Raw genomic sequence first — 25,278 nt, forward strand, 5'->3', positions numbered from 1 at the left:
GGCATGACGGACGCAACCAATCGCAAGTTGGACGTCAAAAATTCCGGAGACGGCGACATCGCGCGGGATGACCCGCTTTACGAGCTGTCGCAGATCATCGGGTTTTCGCGCCCGGCGGAAACGTCGGAAGAGCAGGCTGTTTCGGACGAGCAGATCGATCTGGAGCAGGAGATGCTGCGCGAGTTCGAAAACTATCCGAAGTCCTACAGTCGCGAAAGCCAAGAGCCTGAATCGGAAGAGTATTTTTCCGAAGCGCCCGATCCCGTGATTGCGGACAGGCCTGCGGTCACGAACGAACCGGAGAATTTCGAAGCCGAGTTCGAGCGGGATTTCGGTGGCATGTTCGATCCGCCGGCACCGGCGGCGCCCGAACCCGATGCCGTTGCGCAGGACATTGAGCCAGACGCGATGGAAGCGGAACTGTTTCAGATCGATCCGGAGCCTCGCATGGAGGCTCCGCAGCCGACACCCGCGCCGGAACCATATTTTTCGGCTGCGCCCGAACCTGCGCCTCAGCAGGATCCCGATTCGCTGGAAGACGAATTGCTCGACCTTCTTGGCAGCCTCGGCGGCAAGGCGAACGCCGATTGGGAGCCCGAAAAAACGCCAGATCCGCAATTATTTGTGGACGAAACTTCACAGGACGAGCCGCAGGCATTCGAAGAATTCGTGGAACGCGCGGAATTCGACAGCCCGGCGGTCGAGCCGGAGCCCGACTTCGAAGACTGGGCGCCGGCGCCGACGGACGCAACCGCGGATGTTCCGGCGTCGGCACCGAAGCCGTTCTGGTTCGATGACAACGAATTTGAACCTGCAGCCGAGCCCGCGCCCGTGGAGAATGATGCGGACTCCGCGCTTCTCGACGCCTTCGAGAGTGAATTGAGCGAAGGCCTTTCGATCTCGCTCGACGAGATGTCGCAGGAACAGGTGGAGGATGGCGGCGACGTCGAAACCGGATTGTCGATCGAGGACGAACTCGATCTCGACCGTGCCTATGAAGCCTCCGCCACCGATGAGGAAGCGGCACTCGAAGATATCGAATCCGCTGCCGAGGAAATCGCCGCTGCGGCTCGTCCCGCGATGCCGCCGATGCTCGACACCGCCGAAATGCCCGCCGCGGACATCGAGGCCATGCAGCCGCTCGACCTGCCGGAAATTCCGGCCGAAGAGCCGCGGCGCATGCCGTCCGTCGATATCGAGACCGAATTGAACGCGGCGCTGTCGGGCTATGCCCAATATAGCGAAGCCGAGGCCGAAGCGCCTTATGGTGAACCGGAAGCCGAGCCGGAACCCGACTTCGATATCGGCGAGCTCGAGGACGATCTCGCGCGGGACATGGAATATGTGGCCCATGATCTCGACGCGCATGACGATGAAGGCCCGTATGAGGACTACGACGACGAACTCGATGTGCCAGCCGCGGCCCCGTTGCCGCCGGAAGGAGCGCGTTCCAGTCGCGGGATGATGATCGCCGCCGTTGTTGGCGGTGTCGCGGTTCTCGGCGCTGTGGGCGCTTTCATGCTGTCCGGTGGCGATGTCACGGACGATGGCGGCCCCGTGCTGGTCCGCGCCGACTCCGAGCCGACCAAGATCGTGCCGGAGGACCCGGGCGGCAAGCAGGTGCCGAACCAGGACCGCGCCGTCTACGGAGAAGTCGATGGCAATGGTGAAACAGCGCCGACCCAGGAGACGCTCGTATCGACATCCGAGGAGCCGATCGACCTGTCGGCCGGCAATGCGCCGCTGCCGAGCGGTGTGATCGAAACCGCGAAGGTCGAGGACCGGCTGATGCCGGACGCCGGCGAGCAGGCCGCAGCAGCGCAGGATAGCGGGCAGGCGCTTTTGTCGCCGCGCCGCGTGCGCACGGTGATTGTGAAGCCGGACGGCACATTCGTTCCGACCCCGCAGCCCGAACCGGCAGCGGCTGAAGCGCAGCCCGCGCCGCGAACCGTGGAAACGCAACCCGCGCCACAGGTCGCCGAGACGGCCAGCGATCCGCAGGCGGCAGCCGAGCAACCGGCTCAGGCGGTGAGCGCGGATGAAAGCGAAGCATTGCAGGAGATGGCCGCGGCTGGCGAGACCGCGCCGGCACCGGCACAGGACACGCAAACGTCGTCGCGCAGCCTGCCCACTCCGGCTTCCATTCCCGAACGCCCGGCCGAGCAGCCGACGCAGACCGCGTCTGCGCAGCCCGCACCGCAACCGGCTCCCCAGGTGCAGCCGGCGACCACCGCGACGTCGAGCGGTTACACCGTGCAGATCTCGTCACAGCCGTCCGCCGCGCTTGCGCAGCAGTCGGCGACGGAATTGTCGCGGCGTTTCGGCAATCTATTCGGTGGCCGCGCCATCACCATTCAGCAGGCCGATATCGAAGGCCGGGGCACATTCCATCGCGTTCGTGTCGCCGCGTCGGACCGCCAGGACGCGGTCGCGCTCTGCGAGGCGCTCAAGCGTGCCGGGGGCAGTTGCTTCGTGGCGCGCTGATCCCAGTAAAACGGACAGGGCGGCGTGAAGCCGCCCTTTTTCGTTTGCGGACAATGTGGCTATGATTCGCCATGACCGAATCAAAAGCCATGATCGTCGGCTGTGTCGGAACGGCGTTTTCCGACGACGAGATCGACTTCATCTCCCGCGAGCGGCCCTGGGGCCTGATCCTGTTTGCCCGCAATATCGGGACGGCTGAGGAAATCCGCGCGCTGACGGCGCAATTCCGTTCCGTCGTCGAACGGGAGGACGCGCCGGTCTTCATAGATCAGGAAGGCGGACGCGTGCAGCGCATCCGCGAGCCGATCACGCGCCATCGCTACCCGTCGGGCGCGGAGGTCGGGGCGCTTTATCGCGCGGACAGGGAAACAGGAATGCGCGCGGCGCGGACGATGTCGCGCCTGCATGCCGCGGACCTGCGGCCTCTCGGGATCACTGCCGATTGCCTGCCGGTGCTGGATGTACCGGTCGAAGGCGCGCATGATGTCATTGGCGACCGTGCTTACGGGCACGATCCGGACACTGTTGCGACGCTGGGCCGCGAGGCGGCAGAGGGCTTGCTGGAAGGCGGTGTCCTGCCGGTGATCAAGCATATCCCGGGTCATGGACGCGCATTTTCCGACAGTCACAAGGCGCTGCCTGTGGTCGAGACGCCGCTTGCGGCGTTGCGCGCGCATGATTTCCCGCCATTCGCCGCGCTGGCCGGCATGCCGATGGCGATGACCGCCCATGTCGTCTATGCGGCCATCGATCCGGAGCGCCCCGCGACCACCTCACCGACGGTTGTGCGCGACATCATTCGCGGCGAAATCGGTTTCGACGGGCTCCTGATGAGCGACGATGTATCCATGCACGCACTTTCTGGGGATTTCGGGCAACGCACCGAAAGCATCTTTGGCGCGGGCTGCGATGTTGTCCTACATTGCAATGGCGTCATGGACGAGATGAAGGCGGTCGCCGCGCAAACGCCGGTTTTGCAAGGCAAGGCGATGGAGCGGGCGCAAGCGGCGCTTTCACGCCTCGCGGACCATGACGGACGGCTCGACGATACGGCTCATGTCGCCGGCTTGCGGGACGAACTGGACGGATTTTTCACGGCGGTGGCCTGATCGGGGCGCGGCCGGCGGCGCGGAGTACGCGCCTGAACGGGAGCAATGCCCTTGAACGCGACGGAGCAACAGGCGGAAGGCGGAAAAGGCGCGGCAGCCAAGCCGACGCCGATGGACGCCGTCTGGCAGGACAACGGGCCCGACCGGTCGTCGTCCGAGCCGTCGCTGGTCGTTGATGTCGAAGGGTTTGAAGGACCGCTCGATCTTCTCCTGCATCTCGCGCGGCATCAGAAGGTCGATCTCACGCAGATCTCGGTTCTCGAACTGGCGCGCCAGTATCTCACGTTTATCGAAAAGGCGCGCGCGTTGCGGCTAGAATTGGCGGCCGACTATCTTGTGATGGCTGCGTGGCTCGCCTTCCTCAAGTCGAAGCTGCTGATCCCCGAACCCAAAGTGGAGGGGGAGCAGACCGGCGAGGAAATGGCGGCGATCCTGCAATTCAGGCTCAAACGGCTGGAGGCGATGCGCGATGCGGCGGCGCGGCTGATCAACCGCAACCGGCTTGGACGCGATGTCTTCGCCCGCGGCATGCCGGAAACGGTGATCGTCGAGAAGACGTCCGAATATCATGCATCGCTTTATGACCTGCTGACCGCTTATGCGCAGCAGCGCCAGCGCGTCGCCATCGATCATGTCGAGATCGCCAAGCGGGCGGTGTGGTCGCTGACGGAGGCGCGCGAAATCCTGCGCAAGCTCGTCGGCGAGATGAGCGACTGGACGGCACTGGACAGCTATATCGCCGCGTATGCGCCGACGCCGGAATTGCGGCGAACAGCCGTGGCGAGCGCGTTTGCGGCGAGCCTTGAACTTGTGCGCGAGAGGGTGGTGGAAATCCGCCAGGACGCGCCATTCGCGACACTCTACATGCGGGACATGGCCCGACCGGGGACGGAACAATGACCGACACGATCGACGAAACGGGCGGCGCGGAAGCGCTCGGCGGATATTTCGAAGAGCCGGCGGGAGCCGATGACAGTGCGCCCGTCGATATCACGGCCGATAATCCAGCCGCACGGCTGATGGAGGCCGAGGCCATGCGCATGGCCGAAGCGGTCGTCTTCGCCTCGAGCGAACCCGTCACGGAGAAAGCGCTTTCCCAGCGCCTGCCGGATGGTGTCGACGTTCGCGCGCTGATGGAGGAACTTCGGGAGTTTTACGACAAGCGCGGCGTCAATCTCGTACGTATCGACAATGCCTGGGCGTTTCGCACGGCCGGCGATCTCGGCTTCCTCATGCAGCGCGAGGAAGTGCAGCAGCGCAAGCTGTCGCGTGCGGCGCTCGAAGTGCTGTCGATCATCGCCTACCATCAGCCGATCACGCGGGCCGAGATGGAGGAAATCCGCGGGGTGGAGACCTCGAAGGGCACGCTGGACGTGCTGATGGAGACCAACTGGGTCAAGATGCGCGGCCGGCGCAAGACGCCTGGACGCCCGGTAACCTACGGGACGACGACCGACTTCCTCGATCATTTCGGCCTGGCGGAAATCCGCGACCTGCCCGGAATGGAGGAATTGAAGGGCGCGGGGCTGCTGTCCTCGCGCATGCCCGCCAACTTCTCCGTGCCGATGCCTTCGCTCGATCCCGACGAGCTTACTGAGGAAGAAGAGGAACTGACGGACATCGACCTCGAGGAACTCGGTCTGTTGACACCCGGTGGCGGCGATGATTGAGACGGGGCGGGCGCACGACGTCCACCCGTATCAACCCGGTCGCATCGATGGTCCACAGTCCGACTTCCACGTTTCAGCGCACCGGTGTCACCTTTGCGGCCGAGCTGGCCTTCAGAGACATCCATCTCCACTACGGTGACGTTCACACGCTGAAGGGCATCTCGCTGGTTGCCAGTCCCGGAGAGATCCTGTGCCTTCTGGGGCCTTCAGGCTCCGGCAAGACGTCGTTGTTGCGCCTTGCTGCGGGGCTGGAGGCGCAAAGCAGCGGCAGCGTCCTCATGAACGGCCGCGAGATTGCTGGCGACACGGTCTTCATGCCGCCGGAGAAGCGCTCCGTGGGGCTGATGTTCCAGGATTTCGCGCTGTTTCCGCATATGACGATCTTCGACAATGTGCGCTTCGGTTTGCGCGACTTGAGTTCCGCGGACACGAACCGCGAGGCGCTTGCGGCGATCCGTCGCGTCGGCCTGGAACATCACATTTCGTCCTATCCGCACGTGCTCTCCGGCGGCGAGCAGCAACGGGTCGCGCTGGCCCGCGCGCTGGCGCCCCGACCGTCCGTGATCCTGATGGACGAGCCGTTTTCGGGCCTCGACACGCGCCTCAAGGACAGCGTCCGCGCCGAGACGTTGGCGATCCTGCGAGAAACCCGCGCCACTGCGATTGTCGTGACCCACGACGCGGAGGAAGCAATGCGGATGGGTGACCGGATCGCGCTGCTCGACCAGGGAGAAATCGTGCAGGCGGGGGCGGCGCAGGAAATCTATCACAACCCGCGCAATCTCTTCGTGGCCGGGTTCTTTTCGGAGTTGAACGTCTTTTCGACCGTCAATCGCGGCGGGAAGGCGGCAACGCCGCTTGGCACGTTCGACTGCGCGCGCGGTGCGGAAGGCGATGCCGTGATGGTGGCGGTGCGAACTGTCGGGCTGGAAGTCAGCGCCGGTGGCGGCAACGGTGCGCCGGGCGGCGTTCCCGGCCGCATCGTCAGTCGGCGCTTTCTCGGTTCGACGGAATCGCTGGTGCTGGCTGTCCCCGGCTCCGATGAACAGGTGCGCGCGCGCATACGGGCGGACGAACTGCCGGCCGGCATCCGGGATGTGACCATTTATGTACGTCCCGGGGACATAATGCTGTTTGAATCTGAAAACGAAAACGCCTAAGTGTCACAAGACAACAGAGGTTCGAGGAGTTCATTCTCATGGGTGTGTTTGGATGGTGGCAGTGGCTCATCGTACTGGTAATTGTGTTGCTGCTGTTCGGGCGCGGCAAAATTCCAGATTTGATGGGTGACGTCGCCAAGGGCATTAAGAATTTCCGCAGCGGGCTCGCAGACGATCCCGACGAGAAGGCGGACAAGGCGAAGACTGTCGAGCACAAGTCCGAAGAGTCTGTCGACGCGACGACCGCCGAGAAGACCAAAAGCTGATCAGCCTTTAAGCGCCATGTGCCCGGCCGTTTCGAACGGCTGCGCCATGGCGCGGATGGATAGCCGCCATGTTGCCGGATTTCGGCTGGACTGAACTTCTTGTCATCGCCATCGTGCTGATCGTTATCGTCGGCCCGAAGGACCTTCCGAAAATGCTGCGCACTTTCGGACGGACGACGAGCAGTTTGCGCAAGATGGCCGGTGATTTCCGGCGCCAGTTCGATGACGCGCTCAAGGAAGCCGAACTCGACGATGTGCGCAACATCGCGAACGACCTGAAGAGTCTCGACCCGCGCGGGAAGATCAAGGACACGCTGAAACCTCTCGGCAAGGTCGGCGAGGACATCAGCAGCGAATTGAAGAAGGCGACCTCGGAAGCCGAACAGTCGGTCAAACCAAAGACCGCCGCGTCCTCGGACAACACCGCTGCGGCGAAGACCACAGAGCCCGCCAAGGTCGAACCGGCCAAGACCGCATCGGCGAAGAAGCCGGCCGCCACGGGCAAGGCCAAGGCGGCGACCTCGAAACCGGCGGCCGCCAAAACGGCTACGAAATCGCGGGCGTCGTCGTCGGCGAGTTCGACGAAGAAGGCCGGAGCGGCCAAGCCTGCATCGACCAAGACGGCATCGACCAGGACGGCATCGGCCAAACCCGCGACCGGCAAGACCACGACCGCCAGCAAGGCGGGCACGTCGAAAGCGAAATCCCCGGCAGCCAAGACCGCGACGTCATCGAGAACCACGAAACCGAAAACCGCATCGAAAGCGGGCAAGACAGCCGGCAAGGACCAGTCGTGAGCAAGGCCGACGAAGAAGCGCAAATGGAGGCATCGGCGGCGCCGCTGATGTCGCATCTCATTGAGTTGCGCGGCCGCCTCATGTGGAGCGTCGGCGCGTTTTTCATCGCGTTCATCCTCTGCTACGCGGTGTCGGCGCAGATCTTCAACTTGCTGGTCATTCCCTTCCAGTGGGCCGTGGACTGGCTGGAGCTCGGCCATGACGAAGTGCGGTTCATTTACACCGCACCCCAGGAGTTCTTCTTCACGCGGATCAAGATCGCCGCTTTCGGCGGCCTGGTCCTGGCGTTTCCGGTGATCTCCGGGCAGCTTTACGCGTTCATCGCGCCCGGCCTCTACAGGAACGAGCGACAGGCGTTTTTCCCGTATCTGATCGCGACGCCGATCCTGTTCCTGCTCGGCGCGGCGCTTGTCTACTTCATGGTCATTCCCATGGCGATGTGGTTCTTCCTGTCGATGGAGCAGACCGGCGGCGAGGGCATCGCGACGATCCAGCATCTGCCCAAGGTGTCGGAATATCTCAGCCTGATCATGACGCTGATTTTCGCGTTCGGGCTTGTGTTCCAGTTGCCGGTGGCGATCACGCTGCTGGCGCGCGCCGGCATCGTCTCGACCGAGGGGCTTGCCGACAAGCGCAAATACGCCATCGTTTTCGCCTTCGTGGCGGCGGCGATCCTGACACCTCCCGACCCGCTGACCCAGATCGGTCTCGCCCTGCCGACGATCCTTCTCTACGAAGTGTCGATCCTTTCGGCGCGCTATATCGAAAAACAGCGCAAGCAGAGGGAGCAGGCAGCCGACGGCGAAGGCGAATCGGAAGACGACGACGAATCCAAGTCGTCCTGAGGGCGGCGCGGCGCGCGCTGCCCTTGACCGTCGCCGCCTTTCGGGCGACATCCCACCCGATTTCCAGATTCTTTATTTTGACAGGACTTGAGCCATGCTCGACATCCGTTGGATCCGCGACAATGCAGAGGCGCTGGACGAAGCGCTGAAGAAGCGCGGCGCGGCGCCTGAAGCCGCAACCCTGATCGAACTCGACGAAAAGCGCCGTGCGCATGTCACCAAGCTGCAGGAGGCGCAGTCGCGCCGCAACGCCGCCTCCAAGGAGATCGGCGCGGCCATGGCGGCCAAGGACCCGGAAAAGGCGGAGGCGCTGAAAGCCGAGGTCGCCGAGATCAAGTCCTTCATTCAGGCCGGCGAGGAGACCGAACGCGCGCTCACAGCGGAGTTGAACAACGCGCTGTCGCGTATTCCGAACCTGCCGCTCGACGACGTGCCGGTCGGGGCGGACGAGAACGACAATGTCGAAATCCGCATGAGCGGCCAGAAGCCGGACTTCGACTTCGCGCCGAAAGAGCATTTCGAGCTGGGCGAAGGGCTCGGCCAGATGGATTTCGAGACCGCGGCCAAGCTCTCGGGCTCGCGCTTCACGGTCATTCAGGGCGGTCTGGCGCGGCTGGAACGCGCGCTCGGACAATACATGCTCGACATGCACACGCAGGAGCACGGCTATACGGAAGTGAACCCGCCGCTGCTCGTGCGCGATGACGCCATGTATGGCACCGGCCAGTTGCCGAAGTTTTCCGAGGATCTTTTTCAGACGCGGGAAGGTTTCTGGCTGATCCCGACGGCGGAAGTCTCGCTGACCAATCTCGTGCGCGACGAAATCGTCGATGCTTCCACGCTGCCCCGGCGCTACACCGCGCTGACGCCCTGTTTCCGCTCGGAGGCGGGGTCTGCCGGGCGCGACACGCGTGGCTATTTGCGCCAGCACCAGTTTTATAAAGTTGAGATGGTCTCGATCACCGACGCGGACAGTTCGATCGACGAGCATGAGCGTATGACCCAGTGCGCGGAGGCGATCCTTGCGGGGCTGGGGCTGCATTTCCGCACCGTGGTGTTGTGCACGGGCGATATGGGTTTCGGCGCGCGCAAGACCTACGACATCGAGGTCTGGCTTCCGGGGCAGGAGGCCTATCGCGAGATCTCGTCTTGCTCGGTCTGCGGCGATTTCCAGGCGCGTCGCATGAATGCGCGCTACCGTGCCGAGGGCGAGAAGGAGACACGGTTCGTCCACACGCTCAACGGTTCGGGTGTGGCGATGGGTCGTGCCCTCATCGCCGTCATGGAAAACTATCAGAATACCGACGGGACGATTCGCGTCCCGGACGCGCTGAAGCCCTATATGGGCGGCGTGGAGATCATCGGCGGCTAAAAGCGGGGCATCATGCGTATCCTGATCACCAATGACGACGGTATTCACGCCGAGGGGCTCGCTTCCCTCGAGCGCATCGCGGCAACGATTTCCGACGATGTGTGGGTGGTTGCGCCGGAGACGGACCAGAGCGGGCTGGCGCATTCGCTGACGATCAACGATCCGCTGCGGCTGCGCGAGATTTCCGAACGGCGCTTCGCGCTGCGCGGAACGCCGACGGATTGCGTCATCATGGCCGTGACCCATGTCATGCCGGGCAAGCCCGATCTCGTGCTTTCCGGCGTGAACTCCGGCGCGAACCTCGCCGACGACGTGACCTATTCCGGCACGGTGGCGGGCGCGATGGAGGGCACTTTGCTGGGCATCCGGTCGATCGCTCTCTCGCAGGCCTATAATTTCGACAATCGCCACCGCGTTGTGCCGTGGGAGTTGGTCGAGCATCATGCGCCGGATCTGCTCCGGAAACTCGTGGAAGTGGACATGGATCCCGGCACGTTCCTGAATGTGAATTTCCCCAATTGCGGTATCGACGAAATCGAGGGTGTCGATGTCACGCGGCAGGGCAAGCTGGTGCACGGTCTCTCCGTCGAGGAACGCGCCGATGGCCGCGGGTTGCCGTATTTCTGGATCCGTTTCGGACGAGATTACTCGAGCGCGCACGACCAGAGCGACGTGATGGCGCTCACGCGCAATCGCATTTCGGTGACGCCGCTGAAGCTCGATCTGACGGCGCATGAGGTTTCCGCCCGTCTCGCGGAGGCGCTTGCATGAATGCGAAGCGTCCCGTCAGCGAGGCCGAGCGGGAGGGTTTCGCCGCCTTCCTGCTGCGCATGCGCGCCTCAGGACTGGACGACAAGCCATTGATGGCGGCCATCGAATCGGTGCCGCGCCGGGATTTCGTCGATGCGGCCTACGCGTCTATCGCGATGGGGACGGGGACGATCCCGATCGCCTGCGGGGAAACGATCGAGGGTATCGATCTTCAGGCGCGCATCATCCACCAGATGGGGCTGGACGGGACGCAGCGGGTGCTGGAGATCGGCACGGGATCCGGCTACACCGCGTCGGTGCTGTCGCGGCTGGCAAAGCGCGTCTACACGGTGGAACGCTACAAGACGCTGCATGCCGACGCGGTCCATCGGATGCGTCACCTCGGGCTTACCAATGTGATTGCGACTCACGCCGACGGTTCGTCCGGGAGCGGCGAGGGGCCTTTCGAGAGGATCGTCTGCTGGGCTGCCTTCGATTCGATTCCGCGAAGCTTCGTCGAGCAACTTGTTTCGGGCGGATCGATGATTTGCGCGATCGGCAGCGCAGAGCAGGCGCAGTCCCTGGTGCGCATGACCAAGGTCGGCAGCCGGTTCGAGCGGGAGGATATCGGCACGGTGCGCTTCCAGCCATTGATGTCCGGATTGCCCGCAATACTGTGACGCAGAGCGTGAATCGCGAGACGGACTCGAAATCGCAAACATGCGCTTAACCGTGCAGTAACATTAACGCGCTTTAATCATGCTGTGATCCGAATGGATGTGAGTGGCGTGATGCGTAAGAAATTCACCAGTTCAGCGATGCCGGGCCTTTTGAAGGCGGCAACGATTCTCTCCATCGGCGGCCTTGTCGCCGGATGCAGTTCGAACGTGGTCCGTTTCAATGACGGCTTCTACACCGGCGCGATTCCGACCCAGTCGGAAGTCGCTTCCTCGCAAGGCAATTACGGTCAGCCGAGCTACAGCCCTGGTGTGGATCCGTCGTCCACCGGCAGCATTGCGCCGGGACAGGTCGGTCGCGCCGGACTTCCGAGACCGTCCGACGGGCGCACTTCGCCGCCGCAGCCCGTTGGTGCAGTGGGAGGGCAGGCACCGCTCTATTCTCAGCAGCAACAGCAGCCGGCCGCGCCGACCTATCAGGCGCCGAGCTACAATGCGCCGACCTACAACGCACCGAACAACGTTTCTGAGATGACGACAGCGTCGGTTGCGCCGCAGTCCAAGCCGCTTCCGGCACCGTCGTCGGGCGCCGGTGGCTGGTCGTCCAATGGCGCGACCCAGGTGACGCTGCGCGAGGGCGAAACGATCTACAATCTGTCGCGGCGCTATGGCGTGCCTGCCGATGAGATCATGAAGGCCAACGGCATCTCCGACGCCAAATCGGTGCATGTCGGCCAGCAGATTCGCATTCCGACCTATGTCTATTCGCGTGATGCCGGCGTTTCGGCTCCGGACAAGAACCCGAAGGTCGCCAAGGCACGGTCGACCGTCGGGACAGTGGGCGACGCCGCGCCGCGGCCGCAGAGCCGTCCGGGAACGCAGGTCGCTTCGCTCGGAAAGATCGACAATCCCGCTCCGGCGCCGGCACCGGCGCGCAGGGCGGTCATGGGTGATGGCGGGCTCTACACGGTCGTCGCGGGCGACACGCTTTCTGCAATCTCGCGCCGTACCGGGGCGAGCGTCGCGGCAATCAAGCAGGTTAACAGCATGTCCACCGATACGGTGCGTATCGGGCAGAAGCTGATCATTCCGGGCCTGTCCGCCGAGAAGAGCACCGTCGCTTCGGCCAAATCGCTCGATCCGGTCAAGACCAGCACGGTCAAGTCGGCTCCGGCCAAGAAGATCGCCGAATACACGCCTCCGACCAAGTCGGCGAAGCCCGATAAAGGCTCCATCCGCAAGATCGAGACCACCGAAACGGCGAAAGCTCCGGATTCAACGGGCGTCAAGACCATGCGCTGGCCGGTGCAGGGGCGCGTCGTAAGCGCCTTTGGCTCGAATAGCGGCGGCCGGGCCAATGACGGTATCGATATCTCCGTACCGAACGGCACGCCCGTCAAGGCGGCGGAGAATGGCGTCGTGATCTATGCGGCTGACGGGCTCAAGGAACTGGGCAAGACCATTCTCGTGCGTCACAGCGACGGCGTGGTGACGGTCTACGGTCATGTCTCGGACATCGACGTCAAGCACGGCCAGCAGGTCAAGCGTGGCCAGCAGATCGCCTCGTCCGGCATGTCCGGTGCGGCCAAGCAGCCGCAGCTTCACTTCGAAGTGCGCAAGAACTCCGCGCCGGTCAATCCGATGACCTATCTGCAGTAGGTCCTAAGAGCCCGCTTCCAGGCGCTGGCCGAGACGGCCGGCCAGATCGTTCACATACTGCCAGGCGACGCGTCCGGACCGGCTTCCGCGCGTCGTCGCCCATTCCAGGCTGTCGCGGCGCAACTCCTCCGGATCGATTTCCAGCCCGAAATGGCGCACATAGCCTTCGACCATCGCCAGATAGTCGTCCTGGCTGCATTTGTGGAACCCGAGCCACAGGCCGAAACGGTCGGACAGCGAAACCTTCTCTTCCACTGCCTCCGACGGGTTGATCGCCGTCGAGCGCTCGTTTTCGATCATGTCGCGCGGCAGCAGGTGACGGCGGTTCGAGGTGGCGTAGAAAATGACGTTGTCAGGCCGCCCTTCGACGCCACCGTCGAGCGCGGCCTTCAGTGATTTGTACGACGTATCGTCCTGGTCGAAGGAGAGGTCGTCGCAGAAGACGATGAAGCGCGCGTCCGCCGATTTCAGGATGTGCATCAGGCGCGGCAGTGCGTCGATATCCTCGCGGTGGATTTCGATAAGCTTGAGCGGCGTGCCCGTTTCCGTCGCCACGGTGGCGTGCGAGGCCTTGACCAGCGACGATTTGCCCATGCCGCGCGCACCCCAGAGCAGAACATTGTTTGCAGGCAGTCCTTCCGCGAACCGGCGGGTGTTGTCGAGAAGGATGTCGCGGACCCGGTCGACACCTCGGATGAGGGCGATTTCCACACGATTGACCACCGGCACAGGTGCCAGAGCGCCAAGGTTTGCATCCCAGACAAAGCACTCCGCGGCGGCGAAGTCGGGCGCCTGCGGTTCAGGTGGCGCCATGCGTTCCATCGCGGCGACGAGCCGGTCGAGTTTCGCATTCAGCGCGGCGATGGCGTCGGTCATGGCGGTTTCCTCCTGCGAACAGTGCCTTGCGGGTCACGGACAGTCCGCTTGTGGTTGCATTGGGGCATTTGCTGACTATATTCGCGACAAATTTTCAAGCCGTGCTTCGGCACGGGTCCACGGAGTATTTCATGTTCGTAACACCCGCCTATGCGCAGGCGGCCGGTGGTTCAGCCGGCGGCGCAGACATCATCATGAGCATCCTGCCTTTCCTGCTGATTTTCGTGGTGATGTATTTCCTCATCATCCGGCCGCAGCGCACGCAGATGAAGAAGCGCGAGGAAATGCTCAAGGCGGTTCGCCGCAACGACACTGTCGTGACCGGTGGCGGGATTATCGGCAAGGTGACCAAGGTCGTCGACGACACGGAAGTCGAAGTCGAGATCGCCCAGAACGTGAAGATCCGGGTTATTCGCTCGATGATCGCGGATGTCCGCGTAAAGGGCGAACCGGTCGCGGCGAACGACGCGGCGAAAAAATAACAAGGGCCGCGGCCCCTGCGCCTTAAACATGGCGCATTACGCACGGCAGGTGCGGCAGCGGACGCGACGGCGTCCGCTTCGACCGCGTCATTGAAGGCGAGACTGTAGCGACATGCTCTATTTTTCACCCTGGAAAACCGTGCTGATCTGGTTGGCGGTTGTCGTCGGGATCCTGTTCGCGATCCCGAACCTCTTCGCACCGACCACGCTGCAGTCCTTTCCGGGGTTCCTGCCGCAAAGCCGATTGGCGCTGGGTCTCGATCTTCAGGGCGGCGTCCATCTGCAATTGAAGCTTGATCGCCAGGAACTTGTTGAAAACCGCCTTGAAACGGTGCGCGACGACGTGCGGCGGCTGCTGCGCGCGGACAGCATCGGCTATACCGGCCTGAGCGGTCGGGGGCAGACGGTGACCGTGCGCATTCGCGACGAAGCGGACATCGAGAGAGCCAAGTCGGCCCTCGCTTCGCTCACCGAACCCGTTTCCGGCGGGCTTCTGTCCGGCGGCATCCTGCAGGAAGTGGCGCGGGACGAGCCCGAACTGGGCCTTTTCCAGTTCAATATCACCGACCAGGGCATCGATTACCGCATGGCGCAGGCGGTGACGCAGACCGTTGAAGTCATTCGAGGCCGTATCGACGAACTCGGCACGACCGAACCGGTCATCCAGCGCCAAGGCACGGATCGGATCATCGTGCAGGTGCCGGGTCTCGACGACCCGCAGCGCCTCAAGGACCTGATCGGAACGACCGCGCGCCTGACCTTCCAGATGGTCGATGTCACGACGCCGGTCGAAGACGCGATCAACACGCGGCCGCCGGCGGGTACGGAAGTGCTCTATTCGACCGACGATCCGCCCATTCCCTACCTCATCGAGACGCGCGAGATCGTCACTGGCGAGAATCTCGAGGATGCACAGGCCGGTTTCGACCAGCGCACCAACGAGCCGATCGTCACGTTCCGCTTCGACGGCACGGGCGCGCAGCGTTTCGGACGCGCGACACAGGAAAATGTCGGGCGGCCCTTCGCCATCGTCCTCGATAACCAGGTTGTGTCCGCGCCGGTGATCAACGAGCCGATCCTTGGCGGTTCGGGGCAGATTTCCGGCAATTTCTCGGTCGAAGGCGCCAACGACCTTGCCATTCTCCTGCGCGCCGGCGCGCTGCCATTGACGCCGACATTCGTCGAGGAACGGACGGTTGGTCCGAGCCTTGGCGCCGACTCTGTCGCGGCGGGCGAGATCGCCGGCATCATCGGCTCGATCCTGGTCGTGGCCTTCATGTTCCTGGCCTACGGGTTCTTCGGACTGGTCGCGAATGTCGCGCTCATCGTGAACGTCATACTGGTCGTTGCCGCGCTTTCCGGCCTCGGGGCGACTCTGACGTTACCCGGCATCGCCGGTATCGTCCTGACCGTCGGCATGGCGGTCGATTCGAACGTTCTGATTTTCGAGCGAATACGCGAGGAACGCGCGGCAGGCCGATCCGTCATCCAGGCGATCGATACCGGCTTCCAGAAAGCGCTCGCGACGATCGTCGACGCCAACCTGACCACGCTGATCGCCGCGGTGATCCTGTTCTATCTCGGGTCCGGCCCGATCAGGGGCTTCGCGGTGACGCTGGCCATCGGTATCGTGACGACGGTCTTCACCGCATTCGTTCTGACGCGCTGGATGATCGCCTTCTGGGTACGCCGACAGAAGCCGAAGGAACTGCCGCGCGGTCCCGTCACTTTCGTACCGGAAGGTACACGCATCGCCTTCATGTGGCTTCGCCGTATCACCTTTTCCGGATCGGCGGTCCTCGTGATCGCATCCATGGTGCTGTTCGCGACCGTCAACATGAACCTCGGCATCGACTTCAAGGGCGGCTCGCTGATCGAGGTCCAGTCGAAGTCGGAGCAGGCAGATATCGGCGACATTCGCGCGCGGCTGAACAACCTCAATCTCGGCGACGTGCAGGTTCAGGGCTTCGGGACGGAGCGAGACGTGCTTATCCGCATCGAAGCGCAGGGCGGCGGCGAGAATGCCGAGCAGACCGTCATCACCAATGTGCGCTCCGAACTGGAATCGGATTACGATTTCCGCCGCGTCGAAGTCGTCGGTCCGACCGTTTCCGGCGAACTGGCGCGCGCAGGCACGATAGCTGTCGTCTCGGCGCTTCTGGCTATCCTGGTCTATATCTGGCTGCGTTTCGAGTGGCAGTTCGCCGTCGGCGCGATCATCGCGACAACGCACGACGTGCTGTTGACCATCGGCATGTTCGTGGTGACGGGCCTGGAGTTCAACCTGTCGAGTATCGCGGCCATTCTGACGATTGTCGGTTATTCGCTGAACGACACGGTGGTGGTCTATGACCGCGTGCGCGAGAATCTGCGACGATACAAGAAGATGCAGCTCCCAGAACTGCTCGATTTGTCGATGAACCAGACACTGCCGCGCACGATCCAGACCTCGCTGACGACCTTGCTGGCGTTGATGGCGCTGTTCTTCTTCGGTGGCGAGGTGCTGCAGTCCTTCGTCGCGGCGATGATCTTCGGCGTCGTGGTGGGCACCTATTCGTCGATCTTCATCGCTGCACCGCTGCTGATCCTGTTCAAGTTGCGGCCGGGTGCGCTCGACCGCGACGACAAGGAAAAGGACGCGACGGCGACCACGCAGCCGGTCGACTTCGGGACATCCTGATCGCCGATGGCGAAAGGTATCGAGATACGCGATGCGCATTACCCCGGCAGGCCGCCCATCGATGCCTATGGCGCGGGCGGTTTCCGGTTCGCGGACATGTCGCATCGCGGCTCGATCCTGTGCCTGCCATCCGGCGTGCATGGATGGGACGTGACCGCACCGGACGGTATCTCTGAAGCCAACCTGTCGGCCGTGCTCGACGAGGCGGGCGAAATCGAAGTGCTTCTGGTGGGCATGGGCACCGAGTTCCGGCGCATGCCGAAGGAATTGCAGGCGTTGCTGCGCGAGCGCGGTGTCGTCACCGACGCGATGAGCACCGGGTCTGCGGTGCGGACATACAATGTCCTGCTGTCGGAGGATCGCGCGGTCGCGGCCGCGCTGATCGCCGTCGAAAATCCGTGACGGACGCGCCATGGCCGAACATTTCGATCATTGTCTCGGCCTTCTGCGCGAAGGCGACAGCGAGCGTTATCTGACGGTTCTGTTCGCGCCCGCCGAAAAGCGACCTGCATTGGCGGCCCTCTTTGCCTTCGATCTTGAAATATCGCGTATTCGCGACCTCGTCTCCGAGCCCATGCCCGGCGAAATCCGTCTGCAATGGTGGCGCGACGCCGTCTCGGGCGAACGGGATGGAGAAGCGCGCCAGCACCCGGTTGGCGCTGCGATGCTGGACGCTATCGAACACTACAAGCTTCCGCGCGGAGCGTTCGAGAACCTTCTCGAGGCGCGGACCTTCGATCTTTATCACGACCCGATGCCGGACCGGACGGCGCTGGAGGGCTATCTCGGCGAGACGGTCTCGGCCGTATTCCAGATGTCTGCGCAGATTCTCGCGGACGGAAACGATCCGAAGACCGCCGACGCGGCCGGGCACGCCGGGGTCGCCTATGGCATCTCGCGGCTGATACGGCGATTGCCTCATGATCGCCAGCAGGGAAGGGTGCTGATCCCGGCGGACATTCTCGCCGCTGCCGGCACGGATTCCGGCGCCTGGCTTTCGGGAAGCAACCGGGATGCCGCCGGACGCGCGGTTTCGATTCTTGCGGAGCTTGGGCGCGATCATCTTTCAAGGGCGGAAGAGCATGTCGCCGGGCATGCCAAAACGCTGCGCGTGGCCTTTTTGCCGCTGGCAGTGGTCTTACCGGTCCTCGAACGGGCGATAAAAGCCGGCGCGGACGCGGCCGAAACGCCGGTTTCGCTCACACCGCTGCGGACCCAGTGGCGTTTCATGCGCCGGGCGATTTCCTGACGTTGACGTTAAAGTCAAAACGGCTAGGATCGCGCGAGGGGAAGCATGGGAGGAGTGCGCTTGCCGCTACCGGTACTCGTGGCCGTCGTCACCTGTGGAATCGCGCTGATCGTGCTTGTTGTGCATCTGACGGGCGGATCACGCCCGGCCGAGCTCGGCAGCGAGCAGGATGCGCTTGAGCGTTTTGCGATCGACTATCCCGAGGTGGCGATATCGCGCTGCATCCTGTCTACCGATCGGCGCGACGCCGTGCTGGAGACCGATGACGGTCATGTCGGGCTCGTTCACGCGATCGGTAGCAAGTATCTGACGCGGTTCGTCAATCGCGGAGAGATCGCGGCGTCGCCGAGCGCGGTAAAGGCCGGCGCGGTCGATCTCGATACCGGCGACATCACATGGCCGCGCGCCGAGCTTCATTTCGACGACGACGAAACGGCGAAGATCGTCGCCGGCCTGTTTTCTTCGACACTCGACCGATCCGCAAACCAGCGAGCGGCATGATGGATCTGAGCCAGCTAATTCCGAATTATCCCGATGTGACCCAGATCGCGATTCCCTTCTTCATCATCGCGATCCTGGCCGAACTCGCCTATCTGAAACTCACCCATGCGGAGCGCAAGGCCGGGTTCGAGACGCGCGACACGCTGACCTCCCTTCTGATGGGAACGGGTAATGTCGTTTCCGGCCTGTTGCTCGGCTTCGTCGCCTTTAGCGTTTTGATGTGGGTCTGGCAGTTCCGGGTCTATGATTTCGGCTTTTCCTGGTGGGCGGTGGCGCTTTGCTTCCTGCTCGATGACCTTCGCTACTACTGGTACCACCGTATCGCGCATCGCTCGCGCTGGGTGTGGGCCGAGCATGTCAATCATCATTCCTCGCAGCACTACAACCTGTCGACGGCGCTGCGCCAAAGTTGGACGAGCACCTTTACCGGCATGTTCGTGCTGCGGATCCCGCTAGTGCTGATCGGGTTTCATCCGCTGATGATCGCCTTCGTCGGCGGTCTCAACCTCGTCTACCAGTTCTGGATCCACACCGAAGCGATAGGCAAGATGTGGAAGCCTATCGAACTGATTTTCAATACACCGTCGCATCACCGGGTCCATCACGCGACCAATCCGCGTTACCTCGATTCGAACTATGCCGGTACGCTGATCATCTGGGACCGCATGTTCGGCTCCTTCGTCGAGGAACTGGACGAGGACATGCCGCGCTATGGCATCGTCAAGAACATCGGCACGTTCAACCCGTTCAAAGTGGCGTTCCACGAATGGGTCAACATGTTGCGCGACGCGTTTCAGCCCGGCCTGACAATGCGCCAGCGGCTCGGCTATCTGTTCATGCCGCCGGGCTGGAGCCATGACGGCAGCCGGAAGGGCTCGGAAGACCTGAAGGCGGACTATGTGCGTCTGCATCCCGACCAGGCCGGTATGCCGGGTTTGCCGGGCGCAGAGGCGCTGGAACCAAGCAAGGACGCGCTTGTCCCGGGCGAATAGGCCTTACGCGTTGATAATTTCCGAAATCAGGGAAGGCAGGGCGGACAGGGCACTGGCCTTGCGATAGCGGGGATGACCGGCGGGTTCCTCGGCATGTTCCAGCGCCCAGGTCAGTTCGTGCGGCACATGCACCGCCCAGCTTCCGGCCTCCAGCGCCGGCAGGACATCAGATTTCAGCGAGTTGCCAACCATCATCGCGCGTTGCGGACCGTGGCCGTGCCGGTCGAAGACGCGACGATAGGTGTCCGGCGTCTTGTCGGAGACGATCTCGACATGGGCGAAATGGTCGGCAAGGCCGGATTGCACCAACTTGCGCTCCTGGTCGAACAGGTCGCCCTTGGTGACGACCAGCAGGGTGTAATCGTCTCCGAGACGCCGAAGCGCATCGACCACGCCGGGCAGCAATTCGACCGGGTGTTCCAGCATCGCCTTGCCGAGATCGAGGATCTCGCGGATGACCGACGGGGGCAGGTCGTCTCCGGCCAGCGTCGTCGCCGTTTCCAGCATCGAGAGCGTGAAACCCTTCACGCCGAAACCGTAGAAGCCGACATTGCGCCGTTCGGCCGAAATCAGTTCGGCTTCGACCATTGCTTCGTCGGCGAAGGCGCTCAGGAGCTCCGCGAACCGCCGCTGGCTATCCTGAAAGAAGCGCTCGTTATGCCAGAGCGTGTCGTCGGCGTCGAAGGCGATCGTGGTGAGGGTGCGCATGAATGGCGATATAGCCGCCCTAGAAGGCCGCATCCAGCAAAAGGAAGATCACGGCGGACAACAAGGCTGCGGCCGGCACGGTGATGACCCAGGCCGCCACGATGGTCGTGAAATGAGCCCGGCGTACCAGCATGCGCCGGCGTGCTTCCTCGGGCTGCGAGACGGAGGTGGGGCGCGGACGCGGCTCTCCGTTCGGCCGGACATTACCGAGCTTGCGGGACATGTAGGCGCGCCGGCGCTTCGACTTGGAGGTGTACCATTCGCGGAAGAAGCCGACGCCGAAGACCGCACCGACCGCGATGTGGGTAGAGGAGACCGGAAGACCGAGCCAGGACGCGATGATGACCGTGACGGCCGCGGACAGCGCGACGCAATAGGCGCGCATCGGGTTGAGCTTGGTGATCTGTTCGCCGACCATGCGGATCAGCTTCGGCCCGAACAGCACGAGGCCGATCGAAATGCCCATCGCGCCGATCAGCATGACCCACCACGGAATGGAGACTTTGGCCAACACTTCGCCGGCCTCGGCGGTGTGGACAACCGCGGCGAGGGGGCCGACGGCGTTGGCGACGTCATTGGCGCCATGGGCGAAGGACAGCAGTGCTGCTGAGCAGATCAACGGAATGGAGAACAGGTGGCGCACCGACTGGTTGCGATTTTCCATGCCTTCTGACTGGCGGCGGATCACCGGCTTGGTCAGCGCGTAGGTCGCGATGCCGAAGCCCACGCCGATCGCAATGATGACGAAACCGTCGAGGTGGATGATCTTCTTCAGGCCCTTCATGGCGAGATAGGCCGAGAAGGCGGCGGCCATGACGCCGAGGAGAACCGGAACCCAGCGCCGCGATGCAGCGATCTTGTCGTCCTGGTAGATGATCTTGATCTTGATAAAGGCGAGGAAGGCCGCGCCTATGACCCCACCAAGGACCGGCGAGATCACCCAGCTTGCGGCGATCGCGCCCATGGTCGGCCAGTTGACGGCGGAAAAACCTGCCGCCGCGATCCCCGCGCCCATGACGCCGCCGACGACGGAATGCGTCGTGGAGACGGGGGCGCCGAGAACGGTTGCCAGATTGACCCAGAGCGCCGAGGAGATCAGGGCGGCCATCATGGCCCAGATGAATGTTCCGGTGTCGGAGACCGTGGCCGGATCGACGATGCCCTTGGAAATCGTGCCAACGACATCACCGCCGGCGATCAGGGCGCCCGCGCTCTCGAAGACGGCCGCGATCGCAAGCGCGCCGACCATCGACAGGGCGCGCGATCCCACCGCGGGGCCGACATTGTTGGCGACATCGTTGGCACCAATGTTGAGCGCCATGTAGCCGCCGAGCATGGCGGCGATAATGATGATGACGCTGTTATGCTCGCCGGAGACATAGACGGCGGCAAACAGCGCCGCTGCCGCGATGAAAAGGAGGCTGAGACCGGGGCCGGCCAATCCGCGCGAGACATGACCGGCGGCTTCCTCGAATCGGACGATCTTGTCGAGATCCTTGTCGAGGGTTTCTTTCTTGCGCAGACGAGATCGGACAGACATGCAAAGGCCTTTCGGGAGCCTCGATGTAACAGTTCGATGACGGTTTCCACAATCGGCGAACGGGCAAAGCTCCGCCAGGATTGCTGATCACGGCCAGAAAATCGTGGATTACATCAGGAATAGGGGAGCGGAGGCAGAAAGGAGAGGATCAGGTCGCGCAGTTGCGGCTCCGCGACCGAATGCGCCGCCTCGTCGCGGGCGAACCATTTCAGGTCGCGTTGCTTCTTTTCCGGCCAGTCGTCGAGGTTTTCGCGAACCTCCAGCGCGTGAACATAGACGATACAATCGACCGCGCTGCCCTCGTCGCGGATCTTCTCGTAGTGATAGGAGCCGACCGGTTCGGCCGTGATCGGACCCTTGATGCCGGCCTCCTCCCAGGCTTCCTGCGCGGCCGACTGTGCCGATGACAGCGCGTCGTGCGGCCAGCCTTTCGGGATAACCCAGCGGCCGGTGCCGCGGCTCGTCAGGAGCAGGACCTCCAGCGTTCCATCACGCATGCGCCACGGCAGCGCGCCATACTGGACGCGCGGCGGTATCGCCATGAGCGCCGGAATGTTCAGCACTTCGGTGGCGCGCCTGAGAATGGATCGCTTTTTCGATTCTTCCTGCATACCGTCCGGGGATTCGTTTGGGAGTGAACACGACGTGTAGTCGCTTCGCGCGGTCTGCGGCAAGAGCGTTCGGGATTACGGCGTGAAGTTCAGGATGACGTCGCGCAGTTCAGGTTCGTCGACGAGATCGGCAGCCTCGGGGCGCAGAAACCAGCGCCGCGTGCGCTGGTTCTTTTCGGGCCAGCTGGAAAGCTCTTCCTCGACCTCAAGCGCGTGAACGTGGACGATGCAGTCGATCGCGTCGGAGTCGCCCATGAACTTCAGGTAGTGAAACCGTCCGATCGTCTTCTTTGTGATTGCGCCGGTTATGCCGGCTTCCTCGAAGGCTTCCTGTGCGGCGGACCGGGCAGACGACATGCCGTCATGCGGCCAGCCCTTGGGGATGACCCAGCGACCGGTATCCCGGCTCGTGACCAGCATGACTTCGATTGTGCCGTCGACGTATCGCCATGGCAGGGCGCCGTGCTGCACCTTCGGTGCCGAGCTCAGCGCTCTCATGATCTGGAAATGCTGGCGTTGCCGTCGACGGATGCGGGGTCCGTCGTTGTTGCTCATGGGGAAGTATAGGAACGGGGGCCGCCAAAACGGAACCCCGAAAACCCCGAAGAAACAGGAAAAGTGAGTTTTTTACTCTGCGGCTTCGCGCGGCCGGAAATCTTCCAGCCATTGCGCGGCATCGCGCTTTGCGCGCTCGGTGATGGCGCGTTTCTTCGCCAGTGCCTTGTCCTTGCCGCGCCAACGTCCCTCATGGCCTTCGGGCTTCTTCATCGCGCCCGCGTCCGGCGGCGGAAACAGCCCGAAATTCACGTTCATGGGCTGGAAGGAGCGCTTCTTCTCGTCGTCGGAAACGATGTGACCGCCGGTGATGTGGTTGAGGAGCGCGCCGAAAGCGGTGGTTGCGGGCGGCGGGAGAACGGGTTCGCCCAGCCTGTCCGCGGCTGCGAAACGCCCGGCAAGAAGGCCAATGGCGGCCGATTCCACATACCCCTCGCAACCGGTGATCTGGCCGGCAAAGCGCAAGCCCTTGCGGCTCTTCAGCTGCAGGTCTCCGGCCAACAGTACCGGGGAGTTGAGGTAGGTGTTTCGGTGCAGGCCGCCGAGACGGGCGAATTCGGCGTTTTCCAGCGCCGGAATCATCCGGAGTATCTCGGATTGCGCGCCGTAGCGGAGCTTGGTTTGAAACCCGACCATATTGTAGAGCGTGCCGAGCGCGTTGTCCTGGCGAAGCTGCACGACGGCATAAGGCTTTTCGTCTGGTTTGTGCGCGTTGGTCAGGCCCATCGGCTTCATCGGCCCATGGCGCAGCGTCTCGCGTCCGCGCTCGGCCATGATCTCGATCGGCAGGCAACCGTCGAAATAGGGCGTGCCTTCCCATTCGCGGAATTCGGTCTTGTCGCCGGCGATCAGCGCATCGATGAAGGCTTCGTATTGATCGCGATCCATCGGGCAGTTGATGTAGTCCTTACCTGTACCGCCCGGGCCGACCTTGTCGTAGCGCGACTGGAACCAGGCCGTGTCCATGTCGATGGAATCGAAATAGACGATCGGCGCGATCGCATCGAAGAAGGCGAGGGCATCCGAATCGGTTTCGGCTGCGATGGCATCGGCAAGGCCGGGCGCCGTCAGCGGTCCGGTGGCGATGATGGCGAGATCCCAGTCGGCAGGCGGGAGGCCGGTGATCTCCTCGCGCACGACCGTAATCAGCGGGTTTGCCGCGATGGCCGCGGTTACCGCATCCGAGAACCCGTCCCGATCGACAGCGAGCGCGCTGCCGGCCGGCACCTGATTGGCATCGGCGCAACGCATGATGAGGGAATTCGCCATGCGCATCTCGGCATGGATCAGGCCGACGGCATTGTATTCGGAATCGTCGGAGCGAAAGGAGTTGGAGCAGACCAGTTCGGCGAGGCCGTCTGTCTTGTGCGCCTCGGTGCCGCGCACGCCACGCATCTCGTGGAGGATGACCGGAATGCCGCGCGCGGCAATCTGCCAGGCGGCTTCGGAGCCGGCGAGACCGCCGCCGACGATATGAATGGGACGCATTGTCATGGCGAGGAGATAACGCGTCGCGGATGACGCTTCAAGAAATGAAAAACACCCGCCGCGGGAGGAGGTGCGGCGGGTGTCTTACTTTCGGAGCAACAATCCTGGGAGGAGGATAGGATTGCGCTCCTTTAACCGACAAGGTCTGGGAGGAGGATAGACCCTGACGGAAACTGTTTTCGTCTTAGGCGCGGGCTGCGCGGCGGGCGACGCTGGCGATATCGCCGCGGGCGAAACCGATGTCCTCCAGCTCGCGGCCGGAGAGGCGTTTCAATTCAAGGCTGGTCTCGCGGTAGCGGCGCCATTCGTTGAAAGAGCGTACGAGGTTCATTTTCTTATCCACTTCGTGGGCTTGGGGTCGTTCGTGTTTTTGTTTTTGTTGTTGTGACCCCAAGATAGTCATTCTAACCGATTTGATAAGCGTCGATGCTGCAACGCAGCTATGCATATTGTGCAATGCACAAAGCATGGCGAATGGACCATTCTGCGCGGCCCGCTTCGCACCGTCAAAAAAACACCCGCCGCCGGTAACCGGCAGCGGGTGGCTTTTATTCGGAGCGGCGACCCCTGGAGGGAGGAGATCGGGTCGCGCGTCCTGCGCCGTCATGGCCCGGGAGAAAGAAGGCCTGACGGAATTCGGTGGTATGCCTCAGGCGCGGGTGACTTTGCGCGCGACGAACGGGATATCGCCACGGTTGATGCCGAGGTCGTTCAGTTCGCGGGCCGTCAGCTTGTTGAGCTCGGTGCAGGTTGCACGGTAGCGGCGCCATTCGGAGAAAGAGCGTACGAAGTTCATGGTCTTGTCCT

At 63.0% G+C, this 25,278-nt stretch carries 26 protein-coding genes; 18 read left to right on the plus strand and 8 right to left on the minus strand.

Annotated elements, in window-relative coordinates:
- Positions 1–3 precede the first annotated feature (3 nt).
- The 12 genes from ACQK2M_RS13340 (at position 4) to ACQK2M_RS13395 (ending at position 12,789) form a co-directional block, all read left to right on the plus strand.
- Positions 4–2,484, plus strand: a complete 2,481-nt coding sequence (locus ACQK2M_RS13340; RefSeq protein ID WP_425418221.1) for an SPOR domain-containing protein — start codon at positions 4–6, stop codon at positions 2,482–2,484.
- A gap of 71 nt (positions 2,485–2,555) precedes the next feature.
- Positions 2,556–3,593: a beta-N-acetylhexosaminidase gene (gene nagZ, locus ACQK2M_RS13345; RefSeq protein ID WP_425418222.1), complete on the plus strand. Its 1,038-nt coding sequence runs from the start codon at positions 2,556–2,558 to the stop codon at positions 3,591–3,593.
- A gap of 111 nt (positions 3,594–3,704) precedes the next feature.
- The gene (locus ACQK2M_RS13350; protein WP_425420040.1) at positions 3,705–4,493 is read left to right on the plus strand and encodes a segregation and condensation protein A; all 789 of its coding nucleotides are present in this window, start codon (positions 3,705–3,707) and stop codon (positions 4,491–4,493) included.
- Positions 4,490–5,263, plus strand: coding sequence for an SMC-Scp complex subunit ScpB (scpB, locus tag ACQK2M_RS13355; protein WP_425418223.1), 774 nt, complete (start codon positions 4,490–4,492; stop codon positions 5,261–5,263). Before ACQK2M_RS13350 ends, scpB begins: the two co-directional genes overlap by 4 nt.
- A 47-nt stretch (positions 5,264–5,310) precedes the next feature.
- Positions 5,311–6,423 carry an ABC transporter ATP-binding protein gene (locus ACQK2M_RS13360; protein WP_425420041.1) on the plus strand — a complete coding sequence of 371 codons (1,113 nt, stop codon included), beginning with the start codon at positions 5,311–5,313 and terminating at the stop codon, positions 6,421–6,423.
- Between the two features lie 38 nt (positions 6,424–6,461).
- Positions 6,462–6,689: a twin-arginine translocase TatA/TatE family subunit gene (locus ACQK2M_RS13365; protein ID WP_425418224.1), complete on the plus strand. Its 228-nt coding sequence runs from the start codon at positions 6,462–6,464 to the stop codon at positions 6,687–6,689.
- A gap of 68 nt (positions 6,690–6,757) precedes the next feature.
- On the plus strand, positions 6,758–7,486 hold the full coding sequence (gene tatB, locus ACQK2M_RS13370) for a Sec-independent protein translocase protein TatB (RefSeq protein ID WP_425418225.1): 729 nt from the start codon (positions 6,758–6,760) through the stop codon (positions 7,484–7,486).
- A 23-nt stretch (positions 7,487–7,509) separates the two neighbouring features.
- Positions 7,510–8,331: a twin-arginine translocase subunit TatC gene (gene tatC / locus ACQK2M_RS13375; protein ID WP_425420042.1), complete on the plus strand. Its 822-nt coding sequence runs from the start codon at positions 7,510–7,512 to the stop codon at positions 8,329–8,331.
- A 94-nt stretch (positions 8,332–8,425) separates the two neighbouring features.
- On the plus strand, positions 8,426–9,703 hold the full coding sequence (gene serS, locus ACQK2M_RS13380) for a serine--tRNA ligase (protein WP_425418226.1): 1,278 nt from the start codon (positions 8,426–8,428) through the stop codon (positions 9,701–9,703).
- Between the two features lie 12 nt (positions 9,704–9,715).
- Positions 9,716–10,474 carry a 5'/3'-nucleotidase SurE gene (surE, locus tag ACQK2M_RS13385; RefSeq protein WP_425418227.1) on the plus strand — a complete coding sequence of 253 codons (759 nt, stop codon included), beginning with the start codon at positions 9,716–9,718 and terminating at the stop codon, positions 10,472–10,474.
- Entirely contained in the window at positions 10,471–11,133 is a 663-nt protein-coding gene (locus ACQK2M_RS13390; RefSeq protein ID WP_425418228.1) for a protein-L-isoaspartate(D-aspartate) O-methyltransferase, read from the plus strand. The genes surE and ACQK2M_RS13390 overlap by 4 nt, the downstream gene beginning before the upstream one ends.
- Positions 11,134–11,244: 111 nt before the next feature.
- Positions 11,245–12,789, plus strand: coding sequence for a peptidoglycan DD-metalloendopeptidase family protein (locus ACQK2M_RS13395; RefSeq protein ID WP_425418229.1), 1,545 nt, complete (start codon positions 11,245–11,247; stop codon positions 12,787–12,789).
- Positions 12,790–12,792: 3 nt separating this feature from the next.
- Here ACQK2M_RS13395 and ACQK2M_RS13400 read toward each other — a convergent pair whose 3' ends face one another.
- Positions 12,793–13,665: an ATP-binding protein gene (locus tag ACQK2M_RS13400; protein WP_425418230.1), complete on the minus strand. Its 873-nt coding sequence runs from the start codon at positions 13,663–13,665 to the stop codon at positions 12,793–12,795.
- 131 nt (positions 13,666–13,796) lie between these two features.
- Here ACQK2M_RS13400 and yajC point away from each other — a divergent pair, with 131 nt between their 5' ends.
- The 6 genes from yajC (at position 13,797) to ACQK2M_RS13430 (ending at position 19,569) form a co-directional block, all read left to right on the plus strand.
- On the plus strand, positions 13,797–14,147 hold the full coding sequence (gene yajC / locus ACQK2M_RS13405; RefSeq protein WP_223478011.1) for a preprotein translocase subunit YajC: 351 nt from the start codon (positions 13,797–13,799) through the stop codon (positions 14,145–14,147).
- Between the two features lie 112 nt (positions 14,148–14,259).
- Positions 14,260–16,827 (plus strand): protein translocase subunit SecDF, encoded by a 2,568-nt coding sequence (gene secDF / locus ACQK2M_RS13410; protein ID WP_425418231.1) that lies wholly within the window; start codon positions 14,260–14,262, stop codon positions 16,825–16,827.
- Positions 16,828–16,833: 6 nt separating this feature from the next.
- On the plus strand, positions 16,834–17,229 hold the full coding sequence (locus ACQK2M_RS13415; RefSeq protein WP_425418232.1) for an Mth938-like domain-containing protein: 396 nt from the start codon (positions 16,834–16,836) through the stop codon (positions 17,227–17,229).
- Between the two features lie 10 nt (positions 17,230–17,239).
- A complete protein-coding gene (locus ACQK2M_RS13420; protein ID WP_425418233.1) occupies positions 17,240–18,076 on the plus strand; it encodes a phytoene/squalene synthase family protein in 837 nt (278 codons plus the stop codon).
- A 60-nt stretch (positions 18,077–18,136) separates the two neighbouring features.
- Complete coding sequence (locus ACQK2M_RS13425) at positions 18,137–18,577, plus strand: hypothetical protein (protein WP_425418234.1); 441 nt, start codon at positions 18,137–18,139, stop codon at positions 18,575–18,577.
- Positions 18,574–19,569, plus strand: a complete 996-nt coding sequence (locus tag ACQK2M_RS13430; RefSeq protein ID WP_425418235.1) for a sterol desaturase family protein — start codon at positions 18,574–18,576, stop codon at positions 19,567–19,569. Before ACQK2M_RS13425 ends, ACQK2M_RS13430 begins: the two co-directional genes overlap by 4 nt.
- A gap of 3 nt (positions 19,570–19,572) precedes the next feature.
- Here the strand turns inward: ACQK2M_RS13430 and ACQK2M_RS13435 are convergent, their stop codons facing one another.
- From ACQK2M_RS13435 to ACQK2M_RS13465, 7 genes are all read right to left on the minus strand, one after another.
- Positions 19,573–20,277, minus strand: coding sequence for an HAD family hydrolase (locus tag ACQK2M_RS13435; protein WP_425418236.1), 705 nt, complete (start codon positions 20,275–20,277; stop codon positions 19,573–19,575).
- A 19-nt stretch (positions 20,278–20,296) separates the two neighbouring features.
- Positions 20,297–21,817, minus strand: a complete 1,521-nt coding sequence (locus ACQK2M_RS13440) for an inorganic phosphate transporter (RefSeq protein ID WP_425418237.1) — start codon at positions 21,815–21,817, stop codon at positions 20,297–20,299.
- A 113-nt stretch (positions 21,818–21,930) separates the two neighbouring features.
- Positions 21,931–22,428 carry an NUDIX hydrolase gene (locus ACQK2M_RS13445; RefSeq protein ID WP_223478004.1) on the minus strand — a complete coding sequence of 166 codons (498 nt, stop codon included), beginning with the start codon at positions 22,426–22,428 and terminating at the stop codon, positions 21,931–21,933.
- 75 nt (positions 22,429–22,503) lie between these two features.
- Positions 22,504–22,926 carry an NUDIX hydrolase gene (locus ACQK2M_RS13450; RefSeq protein ID WP_425418238.1) on the minus strand — a complete coding sequence of 141 codons (423 nt, stop codon included), beginning with the start codon at positions 22,924–22,926 and terminating at the stop codon, positions 22,504–22,506.
- 129 nt (positions 22,927–23,055) lie between these two features.
- On the minus strand, positions 23,056–24,471 hold the full coding sequence (trmFO, locus tag ACQK2M_RS13455; RefSeq protein ID WP_425418239.1) for a methylenetetrahydrofolate--tRNA-(uracil(54)-C(5))-methyltransferase (FADH(2)-oxidizing) TrmFO: 1,416 nt from the start codon (positions 24,469–24,471) through the stop codon (positions 23,056–23,058).
- A gap of 184 nt (positions 24,472–24,655) precedes the next feature.
- The gene (locus ACQK2M_RS13460) at positions 24,656–24,802 is read right to left on the minus strand and encodes a DUF1127 domain-containing protein (protein ID WP_223478001.1); all 147 of its coding nucleotides are present in this window, start codon (positions 24,800–24,802) and stop codon (positions 24,656–24,658) included.
- Positions 24,803–25,120: 318 nt separating this feature from the next.
- Complete coding sequence (locus ACQK2M_RS13465) at positions 25,121–25,267, minus strand: DUF1127 domain-containing protein (protein WP_223478000.1); 147 nt, start codon at positions 25,265–25,267, stop codon at positions 25,121–25,123.
- Between the last annotated feature and the right edge of the window lie 11 nt (positions 25,268–25,278).

Origin of the sequence: Oricola indica (assembly GCF_965227485.1) — a bacterium.
Classification (GTDB): Bacteria; Pseudomonadota; Alphaproteobacteria; order Rhizobiales; family Rhizobiaceae; genus Oricola; species Oricola indica.